This window comes from Spiroplasma endosymbiont of Halictus nicosiae, from assembly GCF_978018445.1.
In genome coordinates this window covers 1721870-1736670 of the sequence record NZ_OZ389573.1, presented here as the reverse complement: position 1 = coordinate 1736670, position 14801 = coordinate 1721870, and the positions used below count along the sequence as shown (strand labels likewise).

General features: G+C 25.2%; 20 protein-coding genes and 2 pseudogenes. 12 read left to right on the top strand and 10 right to left on the bottom strand.

Annotation, left to right across the window (positions count from 1 at the left end; all coding sequences use genetic code 4):
- Positions 1–11: 11 nt before the first annotated feature.
- The 6 genes from ACZ91P_RS11755 to def all read right to left on the bottom strand — a co-directional run bounded on the left by ACZ91P_RS11755 (position 12) and on the right by def (position 4742).
- Positions 12–170 (bottom strand): hypothetical protein, encoded by a 159-nt coding sequence (locus ACZ91P_RS11755; protein ID WP_465156363.1) that lies wholly within the window; start codon positions 168–170, stop codon positions 12–14.
- Between the two features lie 219 nt (positions 171–389).
- Positions 390–881, bottom strand: coding sequence for a hypothetical protein (locus ACZ91P_RS11750; protein WP_465156361.1), 492 nt, complete (start codon positions 879–881; stop codon positions 390–392).
- The gene (locus ACZ91P_RS11745; RefSeq protein WP_465156359.1) at positions 836–1120 is read right to left on the bottom strand and encodes a hypothetical protein; all 285 of its coding nucleotides are present in this window, start codon (positions 1118–1120) and stop codon (positions 836–838) included. Before ACZ91P_RS11745 ends, ACZ91P_RS11750 begins: the two co-directional genes overlap by 46 nt.
- Before the next feature lie 518 nt (positions 1121–1638).
- Positions 1639–1878, bottom strand: coding sequence for a hypothetical protein (locus tag ACZ91P_RS11740; protein WP_465156357.1), 240 nt, complete (start codon positions 1876–1878; stop codon positions 1639–1641).
- Between the two features lie 353 nt (positions 1879–2231).
- Positions 2232–3992, bottom strand: coding sequence for a ribonuclease J (locus tag ACZ91P_RS11735; RefSeq protein WP_465156355.1), 1761 nt, complete (start codon positions 3990–3992; stop codon positions 2232–2234).
- 168 nt (positions 3993–4160) lie between these two features.
- The gene (gene def / locus ACZ91P_RS11730; RefSeq protein ID WP_465156353.1) at positions 4161–4742 is read right to left on the bottom strand and encodes a peptide deformylase; all 582 of its coding nucleotides are present in this window, start codon (positions 4740–4742) and stop codon (positions 4161–4163) included.
- A 100-nt stretch (positions 4743–4842) separates the two neighbouring features.
- Between def and ACZ91P_RS11725 the strand changes: the two genes are divergently transcribed.
- The 3 genes and pseudogenes from ACZ91P_RS11725 (at position 4843) to ACZ91P_RS11715 (ending at position 6086) form a co-directional block, all read left to right on the top strand.
- A complete protein-coding gene (locus tag ACZ91P_RS11725) occupies positions 4843–5199 on the top strand; it encodes an RsmD family RNA methyltransferase (protein WP_465156351.1) in 357 nt (118 codons plus the stop codon).
- 71 nt (positions 5200–5270) lie between these two features.
- Positions 5271–5847, top strand: a pseudogene (gene gmk / locus ACZ91P_RS11720) (guanylate kinase).
- Positions 5848–5864: 17 nt separating this feature from the next.
- Positions 5865–6086 (top strand): transcription antitermination factor NusB, encoded by a 222-nt coding sequence (locus ACZ91P_RS11715; RefSeq protein ID WP_465156349.1) that lies wholly within the window; start codon positions 5865–5867, stop codon positions 6084–6086.
- 106 nt (positions 6087–6192) lie between these two features.
- On the opposite strand, the pseudogene ACZ91P_RS11710 reads toward ACZ91P_RS11715, so the two are convergent.
- Positions 6193–6591 (bottom strand): annotated as a pseudogene (locus tag ACZ91P_RS11710) (transposase); the annotation flags it as partial.
- 123 nt (positions 6592–6714) lie between these two features.
- Positions 6715–7089 carry a UPF0236 family transposase-like protein gene (locus tag ACZ91P_RS11705; RefSeq protein WP_465156347.1) on the bottom strand — a complete coding sequence of 125 codons (375 nt, stop codon included), beginning with the start codon at positions 7087–7089 and terminating at the stop codon, positions 6715–6717.
- Between the two features lie 634 nt (positions 7090–7723).
- Here ACZ91P_RS11705 and ACZ91P_RS11700 point away from each other — a divergent pair.
- The 9 genes from ACZ91P_RS11700 to ACZ91P_RS11660 all read left to right on the top strand — a co-directional run bounded on the left by ACZ91P_RS11700 (position 7724) and on the right by ACZ91P_RS11660 (position 13372).
- Positions 7724–8323: a phage terminase large subunit gene (locus tag ACZ91P_RS11700; protein ID WP_465156345.1), complete on the top strand. Its 600-nt coding sequence runs from the start codon at positions 7724–7726 to the stop codon at positions 8321–8323.
- 57 nt (positions 8324–8380) lie between these two features.
- Positions 8381–8848 (top strand): hypothetical protein, encoded by a 468-nt coding sequence (locus ACZ91P_RS11695; RefSeq protein WP_465156343.1) that lies wholly within the window; start codon positions 8381–8383, stop codon positions 8846–8848.
- A gap of 48 nt (positions 8849–8896) precedes the next feature.
- Positions 8897–9025 (top strand): hypothetical protein, encoded by a 129-nt coding sequence (locus tag ACZ91P_RS11690; protein ID WP_265575310.1) that lies wholly within the window; start codon positions 8897–8899, stop codon positions 9023–9025.
- Complete coding sequence (locus ACZ91P_RS11685; RefSeq protein WP_465156341.1) at positions 9025–9303, top strand: hypothetical protein; 279 nt, start codon at positions 9025–9027, stop codon at positions 9301–9303. The genes ACZ91P_RS11690 and ACZ91P_RS11685 overlap by 1 nt, the downstream gene beginning before the upstream one ends.
- Positions 9296–10687 carry a hypothetical protein gene (locus ACZ91P_RS11680; protein ID WP_465156339.1) on the top strand — a complete coding sequence of 464 codons (1392 nt, stop codon included), beginning with the start codon at positions 9296–9298 and terminating at the stop codon, positions 10685–10687. The genes ACZ91P_RS11685 and ACZ91P_RS11680 overlap by 8 nt, the downstream gene beginning before the upstream one ends.
- Positions 10688–10719: 32 nt before the next feature.
- Positions 10720–10863, top strand: a complete 144-nt coding sequence (locus ACZ91P_RS11675) for a hypothetical protein (RefSeq protein WP_465156337.1) — start codon at positions 10720–10722, stop codon at positions 10861–10863.
- Positions 10864–10895: 32 nt separating this feature from the next.
- A complete protein-coding gene (locus ACZ91P_RS11670) occupies positions 10896–11822 on the top strand; it encodes a hypothetical protein (RefSeq protein WP_465156335.1) in 927 nt (308 codons plus the stop codon).
- Positions 11798–13009: a hypothetical protein gene (locus ACZ91P_RS11665; RefSeq protein WP_465156333.1), complete on the top strand. Its 1212-nt coding sequence runs from the start codon at positions 11798–11800 to the stop codon at positions 13007–13009. The genes ACZ91P_RS11670 and ACZ91P_RS11665 overlap by 25 nt, the downstream gene beginning before the upstream one ends.
- A 174-nt stretch (positions 13010–13183) precedes the next feature.
- Positions 13184–13372, top strand: a complete 189-nt coding sequence (locus ACZ91P_RS11660) for a hypothetical protein (protein ID WP_465156331.1) — start codon at positions 13184–13186, stop codon at positions 13370–13372.
- Between the two features lie 310 nt (positions 13373–13682).
- Here the strand turns inward: ACZ91P_RS11660 and ACZ91P_RS11655 are convergent, their stop codons facing one another.
- Positions 13683–13853, bottom strand: a complete 171-nt coding sequence (locus tag ACZ91P_RS11655) for a lipoprotein (protein WP_465156329.1) — start codon at positions 13851–13853, stop codon at positions 13683–13685.
- A gap of 19 nt (positions 13854–13872) precedes the next feature.
- A complete protein-coding gene (locus tag ACZ91P_RS11650) occupies positions 13873–14013 on the bottom strand; it encodes a hypothetical protein (protein ID WP_465155577.1) in 141 nt (46 codons plus the stop codon).
- Positions 14014–14801 lie beyond the last annotated feature (788 nt).

Below are 14801 nucleotides of genomic sequence, written 5' to 3'. Positions count from 1 at the left end.
TGTTTTTCCTCCTATTTTTTAATATTTGTATTTGTTCTTTTTCTAATCGCTTTTTGTATAATTTCAAAACTGTCTACTCTAAAAGACAAAAAATAGCGTTTAGTTTTTATATTTAACTGATTAAATACTGAGCCTTTAATTTTTTTCTCATCATCTTTTTTTAATTTCAAAAACTCAGTTAAAATAGATGGGTTATATATTGAAAATGTTGAGTAATTTAATCCTTCTCACTGACATTTAGCCGAACAAGAATCAACTTCAACACCACCAGCAACCAGTGCCTTAATCTTAGTTTTAATCGGATTTTTATGTAATCTAACAGTTAATTCTAACTTATTAACTTTTTTATTTTTTATTTTAGGTTTATTAGTTATTGTTTTTTAGGTAAATTACTTTTTGTTTGTGCCATTTTTATCAACTCCTTTTGCTAAAAAATACTGTAAATGTTTTCAAGCATCGTGTTCGTGCTTTGACATTTTAATATTTCCTTTATAAATATAATTTTTCTTAATGACTGGTGATTGTAAAATATATTTTAAATTAAATAGATATTTGCATAAAACTTTTAAACCACCAATAAATTTAGGAGTAGATAATGGATTTTTTATTTTTAAACCTTTGTGAAGTTGATAATCTTCAATTATTACAATAACTTTATTTAGATAAGAACAAATTTTATTTTTAAACTCATTTAATATTAAATACATATTATTTATTGCTTCTTCTTCATTTTTGGAATTAAAAGTAATATTATTAATTATTTTCTTTTGCAAAACATTATAAATAATAATACCAGTTTGTCCAATTCCAGCAGGGTCAATTGCAATAATATATTTTAATTTATTTGTTTTATTTTTTGGTCAATTTGTAATATTTTTCATCCATCAAATGCTAAATCTAAAATATCGTTAATTTTATAATATTGCGTATATGAAACAATAACATCTCACTTGTCTTTAAATAAATTTAAGTACATTTTGGCTCATTCTAAACATTGCAAATCATAATGCTTTTTATGATGTGAAATACGACAATTAATAGGTTGATAATTAACTCAATAAAATGATGTTGTTATTTCATTTCAAGTTTTATTAATATATTTACTTTTATATTCTGTCATTTATTTTTTCCTCCTAGTTTTAACTCGCTGGCACTCACTCCCAAGTGAAAGTGTCAAGCGAGAATTAGTTATATAAGTATTTATCTATTTACTTACTACGCCATCCGCCTCACTGGGGGTGAGCGGTGGCGATATGTTAATTGTTTGAATGTTTAATAATCCACAGTTGTTTTTTAATATTGACGCCAGACATATATATGTCTTCCTTTATCCATGCCCATTTGTGCTTTTGCTCTGGGATTTGACGTTCAGTTTTTAAATTAAAAATTAACTCGCATTTTAAAGGACCAAATGCTATAAAACTCCAACCAACCACACTTTTCGCAAATTTAATTGTAAAGTCACTATCTCTATTTTTATTGTCGTTTGATATTAACTTTGGACTTATCACGACTATCGCTTAGTTCTAATGAACCAGCGCCGATTTACATTTTTCCTCATACACTATTTCAGTACTTGCCTCGGCCGGCTGTGGAATAAAAACACTTAGTTATTTAAAATAACCGTTCCGCTCTGCATTAAGTTGTTTTATAAAATTTAAGTTTTAATAAACCAGTTTCATAATCAAAGATATTTTTTGAATTTTCTAAGCGTTTATAAAACCGCTTTTGTGTTTTATCTTTTACTTTATTCAATAAATCTTTATGTTTTTCACAAGTTCATAAAACTTTATTTGATAAAAATTTTTCGGTAATGAATGATATTGCTTTATAGCAATTATCAACATCACATATTGTTTGTTGCTTATTAATTTTCATTTCCTACTCCTTCCTTTATTAAGTTTTTTTATTAGCAAATTAATTAACTGAAACAGAGAAAGGACAACACCTTAAAATTGGAAAAAAACAGGTACACTTTATAAAGATTTCTAAGATATTTAATAAATGTTTAAACAACTTAAAGAGGGTATCAAAAAGTTGTAATAAAAAGTTTCTATTTTAAGAATTTAAGATGCTGTCCTTTCTCTGAATCAATTAATAATTTTGGTTTTACAAATAAAAAAACCATTTTAGTAAATGGTTTATTATTTTTATTCAATTTCTATGTATTTGTTAAAACCCTTCTTTTTTCCATGCGACCAAAAAATAAAAGAGTATTTTTACATATTCTTTTATTTTTTATTTAAAATTACTGGAATAATCAATGGATTACGACGTTTATAACGGTAAATGAAAGGAGATAATGATTGCTTAATAGCATTTTTAAGAGCGCCAAAAGTTGGTTTTTGGGTTTTTAAAACTTCATTAACTGCTTCGGTTGCTAAACAAATTGATTCATTAATAATATTTCCAGATTCTTTAACATAGAAACTTCCTCTTGAAATAATGCGTGGTGGTGTTAGTAATTGATTATTTAGCGAATCAATTGAAATAACAACAGCAATTAACCCATCTTTTGATAAAATTTCACGGTCACGAACAACAGCGGTTGTTTGCCCTGATAAATCTTTTCCATCAACATAAACAGCTTCAGCTTCAATTCTTTTACCAATTGCTGCTGTTCCATTTAATAGTTCAATTTGATCACCATTAGCACAAATAAAAACATTATCTTTTGGGACATTGACACTAATTGCTGTTTCACCATGTTGGCGAAGCATACGATAGTCACCATGCATTGGCATAAAGTATTTTGGCTTCAATAGGGTAAATAATAATTTTTGTTCTTCTTGTGAAGCATGACCAGACGTATGGATTTGATTTAAAGGACTATTTTCTTGCACAATAGCACCAGCACGAACTAGTTTATTAATAACTCGTTCAACATCAGCTTGATTGCCGGGAATTGGTGATGATGAAAAAATAACAGTATCACCAGGAATAATAGAAATATGTTGATGTTGATTATTTGCAATTCGGGATAATGCTGCCATTGGTTCACCTTGGCTTCCAGTACAAATAATTAATATTTCATTATCTTTATAGTTTTTAGCATCATTAGCTTTAATAAATGCCTTATCAGAAATTTTTAAATGTCCCATTTGACGAATAATTTTAATAATGCGATCTAAACTTCTACCAAACACTAAAATTTTTCGTCCATATTTATTTGCAATTTCAACAATATGTTGAATTCGATGAACATTTGAAGCAAAAGTTGAAATTAAAATTCGCCCCTTAGCTTTAACAAATAATTCACCAATATTTTTAATAATTTTTGTTTCAGTTTGAGTGTAACCCTCAACTTCAGCATTGGTACTATCAGCCATTAATAACATAACACCTTCTTGCCCCATATTTGCCATTCGTTCAATATCAGCACGATGTCCTAATGGTGTTCAGTCAAATTTATAATCACCAGTTGAAACAACTTTTCCATTTGGAGTAACTACTGAAATTCCAAAGGCATCAGGAATACTATGGTTAACAGCAAAAAAGTTAATTTTAAAGTTTTTTGTTTTAATAACACTCATATTATCAACTTCTTTAACAATTGTTGTTTGTTCCAATTTTGCTTCTTTTAGACGATCACGAATTAAAGCAGCTGCTAATCGTGGTGCACAAATAATTGGAATATTAACTTCCCGTAATAAATAGGGAATTCCACCAATATGATCTTCATGGCCGTGTGTAATAAATAATGCTTTTATTTTTCGTTGGTTTTCTTTTAAATAATTATAATTAGGAATAACAGCATCAACTCCAAGCATTGTTGAACTTGGAAATTTAACTCCTGCATCAAGCATAATTAACTCTTCATCATGCTCGATACAATATGTATTTTTTCCAACTTCTTCTAATCCACCTAAAGCAAACACTTTTGTTGGAATTTTATTTTTAACAACATTTTGGATTGGTTGTTTTGTTACTATACTAGTTGGTTTTGTAACTATTGCTTTGTTTTTACTTGTTTTTTTCTTTTCTTCATTCATTGAAATTATCACCTCATAATTCTAAAATTAACGCATAGTTTTTTCTTTATTAAATTGGATATTATTAAAAAGAAAAAAATTAATTTACTAGTATCCAAGAAATTATAACATAAAGATTAGTAAGATTATCAAAAAAACTTTTGTTTTAAAAAAAGTTAAATATTATTTTTATAAAATAATTCAATCACTTTTTTTCATTCAAGGTTCGGTTTTATTAATTAAATCATAATAAAGCTTTCCTTCTAAATGCCCTTGTTCATGTTGAAAAACAATTGCTTCAAGACCATGGGCAGTAATTGTTACTTGTTGTTGTTTTAAATAATCATAACCTTCAATAATAATTCGAAAACTACGAGGGACAAAACCTTCTTTATCACCATTAACGCTTAAACAACCTTCGCCTTCTTCTATACAAGCTTTTTGTTCACTTTTTCCAATAATTTTAGGATTAATCATTGCATGTTCAATTATTTTTTTATCTCCTGTTTCGTCATCTGTCTCTTCAATTCGAATATAATACATTTTAAGATTATGTCCAATTTGAGGAGCGGCTAAACCAACAGCTGGTCTAATTGTATGACCACTATTTTTTTGCGGATCTTGGGAATATCTTACAAAATCAATTAATTTTTGCATTATAAGTTCATTTTCAGGTGCTAATGGTAAAGAGACATCAATTGATGGTTGTCGAATTGATGGTGTATCATCAAATACTAGTCAGTCTTTAGTTGGTATTTCATTTTGCAACACTAAAAATCACCTCTTAAAAAATTATAACATATTCAGCAATTATTAAAGAAAATTCTAAAGTTTTAGTATAATAAAAAAAAGAAAGAGAAGGGTTAAGAAGATGCGCGTAATTAGTGGAAAATATAAGGGTTATAAAATTAAAACATTAGATGGAATGAATACCCGGCCAATGACGGCACGTGTTAAAGAAGATACATTTAATATTTTAGATAATTATTTTATTTATGAAAATAAAATTGGATTAGATATTTTTTCTGGAAGTCGTCAATTAGGAATTGAATGGTTATCAAGGGGGTTACAACAATGTTATTTTAATGATTCGCACCAAGGTGCCTCCAAAATTATTGAAACTAATTTAAATAACTTAAAAATAAATAATGCAAAGGTATTAAATTATGATTATAAAGTTTTATTGAATAACAATATTAAATGTTGTCATTTGATCAATTTAATTTAGTTATGTTACGTTGTAAAACATATAAAAAAAGTATTTGTATATATTAAGATTAGAAAAAGGAGAACGTTAATGTGCAGAAAGAGGGTTTTTTAATTATTTTTTCTGGCCCATCAGGAGTCGGAAAAGGGACAATATGCCAAGAACTTTTTAAATATGAGGAGTTGAATTTGGCTTATTCAGTTTCAATGATAACAAGAACAAAAAGGCAGGATGAAATTGAAGGGGTAAATTATTTTTTTTGTTGACCGACCAACATTTGAAGCTGCAATTAAAAAAGATGAATTATTAGAATATGCTGAATTTGTCGGTAATTATTATGATATACCAAAATCATATTGTATTGAACAAATTAATAATGGAAAAAATGTTTTATTAGAAATTGAAGTACAAGGTGCAACACAAGTGTTACAGAAAGTAACTGATGCAGTTTCAATTTTTTTAATTCCACCAAGTTTAGAGGAATTAAAAAAACGAATTCGAGGCCGAAAAAGTGAATCCGAAGAAGTATTACAAGCACGATTAGCAAAAGCAGCTGATGAACTTCCATTGCAAAGTAATTATAATTATGTTGTGGTAAATAACACTGTAGAACAAGCAGTTGCAGAAATTAAAACAATTTTAGAACAAGAAATTGCTAATCGTTCGTAAGTTTAAAGGATTAAGAAATGCAAGCAAGAGAAATAGCATGAAATATCTTATGAAAAATTTTTGCAAAAAATAAGTTTAGTAATCATTTATTATCAAATATTGTAGAACAAAATGATGATTTTACTGACCAAGATAAAACTTTAATTTATCGAATTGTTTATGGTACTTTAAAAAATAAATTGTATTTAGAATATATTGCTAATCAATTTATTGAATCTGTAAATTGTACTATAAAATAAATGTTCAATATAATTTATTTTAAAAAAATTTAGTAGTTTTGTTTTAAATTTATGAATTTTGGCACACTGAAAAATAAAATGATTAAAATTTTTATAGGTAATTATATTAAAAATTAAACATTTGTATAAAAACTTCTTTTGAAGATAGTCAATGTAAAGATTTTTTAAGTTTAGAGTTTATTATATTATCAACTTCTTGATAATAATTTCTTGAATAAATACTTAAATCAATTCCTTTGGAAAATCAATGTCTAAAATCGCGGATTGCTCTTTCAACTTTGGGTTTTTGAGTTGGAGTTCCAGCATCACAAAAATATACTTTAGCATTTGTTATTTTTTCAATTTTTTCTCAATCAGCAAATTCTTTGCCTTGATCTGTTATTGTTCCTTTGCATCTATCTTTAAAAAATCTGTTAAAAAAAATTCGTTTTAATGCGTTTGTAACTTCTTTTGTTGTTTTTTCTTTTAATGGTTCAATGATTTTAAATTGCGTTAATTCTTCCATTATAAAGTATGAGGTACCTTTATTTTTTATCAGTTTTATTAATATAATATTCTTTATCAATTTTTGCATTTTTCATAATATTTGAAATTGTTTTTATACAAATTTTTACATGTTCCATAGTATCTAAAATATCTTGATATGTTTTTTATTGCCAATAAATGATAATATTTTTTCTTTAACAGAATTATCTATTCTTTGTCATTTTTTAATTTCTAAAAGTTTATCCAAAGGAAAAATATATTCTTCTTTACCTGTTTCTTGATTAATTTTATAATATTTTCTTTTTTTAAAAGTTATTTTCCCATTTAAAATAGTTAATTTTCTTGGTTTTATTTCTTTTACTTTATAATTTTTAAATTCTTTTAAAGTTTCATCAATTTTATAATTTTTAAAAATTCATTCATCACAATCTTTTAAACTTTGTTGAATAATTTCAATACTTTGTATATTTAATAAATTAATAAAATTCTTTAAAAAATTGTTATCTACATTTATCATTTTTATACCCTCTTTTCTATAGTTTAGGACTTTAGCACAAAAATAATGAAAATGCAAAAAAAGATATTATTTTTTATTTATTGTCTTATAATTAAAATGTTAATTATTAGCAAATTAATTTAACTGAAAAAAGTAAAATAATTTACTTTTTTTATTTTGATGTAAAATATAGGTAATAAAAAAAGAACCAAGTTGGTTCTTTTGTTATATTTTCAGGATTAATTACTCTTTTATTTAATCATATTGTTTAAATAATAGCAATTTTAATATGCAAAAAGGAGTAAAAAATGAAAGAATTTAATCCAAAAAAGCAAGTTTAAGCACATTTAAGCGTAAAATAGAAGAATTTTGAATCGATAAAAAACCCAATCAATTATATAAAGAACTTGAACAAGAATTAAACTTAAATAATCAACAACCAATAATTGTTAATTTACAAACGGATATTAGAGATATTAAAAAAGAAAGTGATAATAATTCTTAATCATTTTACTTATTTGTTAGAAATTCCTTATTGGTTATTACAAAATAGTAGTATTGGTAATAAATATCCATTTGCTAAAAATATGAGTTAGTTAATGAAATTAATCAAATTGGGACACGATATAGTGGTAAGACTATTTCAAATATAAAAATGTTTGGTGAATTATTAAAAATTAGTTTATTAATTAAAGAACCAATTTGTATTATTGCTAGTATGTATTGGAGTAAAGATTTAAAAGATAGTGTATTTCAAAATATATGAAATATGTTAGATGAAAATAATATACCTTATACTATTAATTTATCAAATTTTACTTTTACTTTATCAAATGGTAGCAAAATATATTGTAAAGGTTTACATTCACCAAGTCGAAAAGAAAAATTAAAAGCTTTTGCTGATTTGAATAAATATAAATTAGTTATTGATTGAAGAGAAGAATGTGACCAATTTCAACAAAAAGATTTAAGTGATTTAGAATTTGCTATTCGTGGTTATCAAAATAAAATAACAATTAATACCTGTAATCCTGAAAGCTTAAAAAGATATATTGTTGGTTATTGTAATGAATTATTACCTTTTAATGAAGAAATAATGCGTAGTAAATATGAACAAATTAAATATATTGAAAAATGAAATATGAAGATTATTATTCATTATTCTAGTTGAAGACTTAATTATGAATTACCACAAGATAAAATTAATAAGCAATTAAGGTTAGAGCAATTAGATGTTGAAAGATCAAGAGTATAAAGTTGAGGTTTGCCTGGTAATACTAGTGGTTAAATCTTTGCGCGATATATTGATATTATGCATGCAACAGATATTATTCAACCAACTAAATTATTAGGTGATGTTGATTTAGCAAACTCTACTAATCCCAAAGGACATACAACAGCGGCGAGCTTTTGAATATATAATTCATTTGATAAAAAAGCATATAAAGTAGCAGAATATACACACTCAAATGCTACACAACAATTTAAAGGACCATTAGAACAAGTAAAAGATATTTTAGAGTTTTATAACAATCAATTAAACCAATATTTTAATTTAATTCAGCAAGGTATATCAATTAATGTTGATGATAGTGCTTATGCAACATTAGAAAGTTTAAATAGAGAAAAATATAATTATTTTTTTGGTCAATATATGCATTTTAAACCAGCACAAAAGCAGAAGTTTAAAATAAAACATCGTGTAGAAGCATTTACAATGTTAATAAATACTAATCAATTAAAATGATTATGAGAAAAATGTCCTGTAAGTAAAACTTAATATGAATTAATTCAATGAGAAGATAAACCAGATTCCAGAGAAGAACGAATGTTAGACTTATATGATGATACATTTGATAGTGATTTTTATGCTTTACATTTTGAATTAATACCAATGGTTAAACATAATAGTTCAGCAGATTATAAATTATGACAACAAAGGGAGTGATTAACTTAATGAAAAAAGATATATATGTAATACATGATGAGCGTGTAATAAATGCAAAAAGACTATATATGTCTGTTTGCGGACAAGTTAAAAAAAGACTTTGTCAAGAATTAAAAAAAGATAATATCGCAATATGTAAATTAAATTTATATAACGAATATATTAAAAAATATCAAAAAGTTAAAGTATGTGTACAAGTTTTAGCAAATGAACCTAGTTTATTAACAGTAAATATAATTAATTATGCACTTATCTTAAATTTAAAGGAGCAAAATAACTATGAATAATACTTTCCCTAGTTTACCAAACTTAAATGATATTAATAGTGTTTTAAAATTTTATAATTATGATTGAACTATTAATTTAGCCAATATTATTGCTCGTCATCAAATGCGATTAATAAATGGTAAAGATATTTTATTTAAGTCGCATTGTAAAGATATTTTAGAAAAATTAAATTGATGATATGAAACTTATAAAATAAAAGAAAAATTAGATAAAAATGAATTAACAGCAAGTTTAATGGGTAAAACTATCTTTGGTTTATTAGAAACTAGTGATGGAAATATTGATTTATGAATTAACCCCTTTAACTTTACATCAGGCGTAAGTAAAATAAACGAAATTGAACAAGGTGCTGATATTTGATTAAATTATCATCAATCAGATAGTGGTTTTATTTTAAATTTAATTTGTACCAAAGATAAAATAGTTATTAAAGGTTGACCTAAAAATAATGAAGTAGTTGTTGGACAAAGTAAAACACAAATTAAAGATGATGTTAGACCTGTTTTAGTACAAGAATTTAAAAACAAATTAGGTATAGTCCCCTTTTGAAAAATGATAAATGAACCTAATCCTTTATTTTTATCAACATCAACCACTTTAAATTCATGACCTACAATGGCAAATTGTTATAAATTACAATTTGATTTAGAAGATAGTTTTAATATTAAATCAAAAGAAAGATGAGCAAATTGTACGCATTGATATGGGGTATTAGATGATGATTTAATGACTGCTTATAACAAAGGCAATAAAAAAGTATTACAAGATGCTTTTGATGATATTTTTATTCAATCAGGTAAATCAGCCGTAGATGGTCAATTATCCCAATCTTTACAAGTAGTACAAGGGGCACCAACCTTAGAAACATATACACAAGACCAAAAAGCAATTATTGAAGAAGTATATATAGCATGTAATTTTTCTAGTCCTTTTGGTGATGCCTTAGATAGTGAAAAAAATAAAACCCAATCATTAATAAAAAAAACAAAAGATTTAGAAAAACAAGCATATTTACAAGCATATCGTAAACAATATTATACTAAAATGTTTGATACAGTTTTAAAATATTATGGTTTATGAGATGGAAATGGTGAACGCCCTTATGGATTTGATTTTGTTAGTGCTAGTTTAGTAGATCAAATTCGACAAAATGAATTAATTACTGCTAGATTAGATAATGGTACAATGGAACCAATAAGAGCAATTACTGAATATGATAATATTGATGAATTAGAAGCAACCAAATATTTTGAAAAAGTAGAAGCATGACAAGATAAAATGCAAGCCAAAGAAATAGAACATAATAATAAATTACTAGAATATGATGAAACTGGTAATAATCAAAATGCCTTACAAGGTAGAACAGAAATTAAGGAGAATTAACAAATGCAAAAAATTAGTCCAGAAGCTATGCAATGATTAAGAACAGAAGCAGGTGCTACTGCAATAGATATAATAGTTCATATATTCCTGATACTGAGACAGGTTGAAAATCTAATAATGCTAAACCAAGTGATTATGGTAGTTATTCAAGAATATTTGATAATATTGAAAATTAATTGATGGTGAAAACATTTATGATATTAATAGAATGTTAGAATACTTAAATCAATATAAATTAAGTTATTTTATTAATAATGATAATAAATCTGATAACTTTTATACAAAAGAGGTTAAAGTTGGTAAATATTGAGATGCTTATATGGTTGATGATGTAAGTTCTATTAAATTTGGTGATACTAAATTTGAACAAGTATTTACACAGCAATCAACTGAAAGACAATATACTTTATTAATTTTAGATGAAGATATTACTAAATTAAATATTAATGATTATTATAATTTTTATACTGTATTTAATGACCGTGGTTTAAATATTGGTGGTGGTGATATTAATTCTGCACCCCAAGATAGACAATGATTATATCCATCAAATGTTATTAATTATTATTCCGTAGAAGATGGTGATTTCTTGTGACAAGAAATTACTTTTTCAAGTATTAATGACAAAATTAGTAATAGTGGTTTATCAGTACGACAATTTATTCAAACAAGTGCCCCAGATGAAGGTTATTGTTTTCCTAAAATAACTTATGATGAAAAACTAAATAAAGGTATTGTTGAATTAGATGAGATTTTATTAAAAGACCCAGGTGTTAGAGCAATGGCAGTTAAATTTTATGGTAATCCTATCTTTTTTGATATGCCTGTTATTGGGAGACCAATTATTAAAGGTGAATTTAATAAAAAAGTAATGAATTCTCGTGATTTATTAATGTATAACATGTTTCCTGCACCACCTGATAAAATAAATACTTATGCTTCACCCGAAGTAAGTTGATATAACATTCAAGGTATTCAACCAACTATTATTACTGGATATAAAGATTGAAAAGAACATATTCAATCAATGTCTGATTTTTGAATTGAAAAAAATAAACAACTATTAAGGAAGAAGACAAAAATTCTAAGCCTTATTGGTCTAAAAATTGAATGATTACTCCACCAGATAAAGTAAAAGTAAATAGTGGAACTATTAATAATATTATTAGTACCCAAGCCTCATCATATTTTAGAAGAAAAGATGAATTCAATAATACAGTTGGTAATGTTCAAATTGAATATAATAAAATGGGTAAATGTAATGTTTGAGATATTTTAAATATGAATAATTTTATTAATCGCCAAATTACAGTATTACCTTTAAACTATACGCAAAAATTAGTATTTAATCCTTTTACGATACCTGCTATTGGAAAGTTTTTAAACTTTGTTTCGTTTGGTATTCCTTGGGACTGAATTGGTAATTTAACAATTACCCAAGATGATAAATGACCTAATTTCCTATGACTTAATGGCTTTATGAGTGCTAATGTTTATAGTTTTTATAATGATGCCTTTTGAGGTGATAAGTCTGCTGGTAAAGGTTATTTACCATTTGAAATATTTTGAGAACAAGGAAATGATAAAATTGGTGCTAATGCTACTAGTTTTAGTTTTACTACTTTATTAACTGATAAAATACAAGGCAATGTTTTTGAAAAAGATGGTAAACCAACAGAACGAATAACTTATTCAACTTATAATTTAAAACAATTAAACCCTAAAACTAATCATATTTATTTAATTAATGAATTAGTAAGAGCAGTAGATGCTCAAACACCAGTTAGTGATAGTGAAAAAGATAATGATTACGAATTCTTACAAACACCTGATGGTACAAATTGTAGTTATATAATTGATATGTTTTCAATACAAGCATTATATAAAGGTAATTTTGAAATTATCTTTTATGCAGATAATCCATATATTAATAATGAAGAAGATTATTTACGCTTATCAGTATGGAGTTTTCGTGGTAAAACAAAAAGCGTATTAAATAATTATTTACGTGATATGACAACTAATTATAAAACTAGTTTCTTATTACCACACGACTATGAAATACCAACATTTAATTACCCTGAATATGTTCTTCCACCAGTTCCATATAACTATCAACCTTATACCAAAGATATTTGAGATGCAAATGCAATTCAACCATTATTAACTAAAATTACAGCACCAGCACAATGTAAGAAAAAAGAAAAAGATAGATGAGATGTTAATTTATTTGATAATACAGCCAAATATAATGGTTATTATGAAATAGAAATTGATTTAAAACAAATTGACCCAACAATTCAAAGTATTAGTAAATTCTAAGATGCTTATAAAACAATTGAAATAAGTAATCTTAATAATTTACAAGTTTCATGTTCTGAACCCAAGATACAATGATTTATTCCTAATAGAAATGTTAATATAAATGGAGGAATTAATAATTGTAGTAATAATATATGTTCATTAACAGATTTTTCTGTACCAAGGTTGGAGGGTTTGCCACAAGTTGATAATGTTAATTTTGAAAATACAATAACTTTATATACTAAAAATATAAAAGTAAATGATATTCAAACATTTTCTACTGCATATACTAATGGATTGCCACCCAATAGTTATACAAATCGATATGTTGATGATAAAAAAAGAATAACTATGTTATTTTCATTGCAAATAACTGCTTAGTCTAGTAATATTAATAATAAAATTAAAGAAACATATTTACAGGCATATTATACTAATGATGTAAAATTAAAAATTAGATTTTCAAAAACATTACTACCTAAATTATTATTTGGTCTTCTTGAAACAAGATTTAATTCTTTTGGTAATATTCAAGATATAAAATTAAATGTTTCTAACTGAGATAGATTAGGAATTAAAAACAATAGTAATAATCCTATTAAAATTACATTTAAACCAAAATAAAAAGAGAAATTAAATCTCTTTTTATTTTATTCTTAATTAACTTTTATATTACGATTTTCATCAATACCTAAATTAGGTAATTTTTGTTCTTCACCATTCCAGCGATAAACTGAATTAAAGTTTTTATTTTCTTTAATTCTTCTGGTGTATATTCATGTGTTTTATTACAAGCAACTAAACTTGTTGTACTTGTTCCTACTAATGAAATTGTACCAATAATACTTAATAATCTTTTCATTTTTTTAAATTCTTTCTATTTAAATTAATTGTGCAGCAGGCAATTTAAAATTAGGTATTTCTAAATCAAAAACAGGACAGAAAAATAAATAATAAAATTTTCCACTAATAGAAAAATTATTAATTATTTTTTCAGATGATAAATCAACAGGAAAGTTCATATTTTTTATTTTTACCATTTCGTATTTTAAAAGATATTTACTGTTATTATTAAAATTAGGATTTAATCTATCATATTCTTCATAAATTTTTGGTAATAATGCTGTAATTAATTCTTCTTCTGTAACATTTTTAACATCTTTAGCAATTATTTTTTCTGGTGTATTAATTTTTTCTACTTTAAAATTTAATGAAACACCATCAGAACTGGCATTAGGACTAGGACTACTTACAAAAAGTTCATTATTGCTAGTATTTGTTTCAACTTTAAAATGAATTGTTTTTTGGCCACTAAAATTGGCTATAGTAATTACTGCACTATTTTCAGTAATATTTGTAACATTGATGTTTTTTGTATCTAACTGTGGATTTAATTCTATTATTGCTTCTTTAATTTGTTGTTCTGTTGGCTTGTTTAATCCATTATTAGTTTTAAATATATGTTTATCTTGATTATTTTGTGTATCTCTTTTTTAGTTATATTTAAACCTGTTCAATTTAATTCAGATAAATCTTTAATAATTTTTTTTGATAACTACTAGTGGCAATGACATTAGGTATTCATGTTCCTACAATTGTTAAAGTACTTAATAAACTTAGTAATTTTTTCATACTTGTTTTTCTCCTTTTCTTTATCTTGAAACTTTTTATCAAGATTTACTTGCATTATATATATACAAGCAAAATTAGCGCTTATTTTAATAAATTTATCTTTTAAAATACTCTTAATTACGCGTTTTAAGGGCTAAATTAGCAGTAAAATATATTAAGTTATATTTTCTTCTTTTCT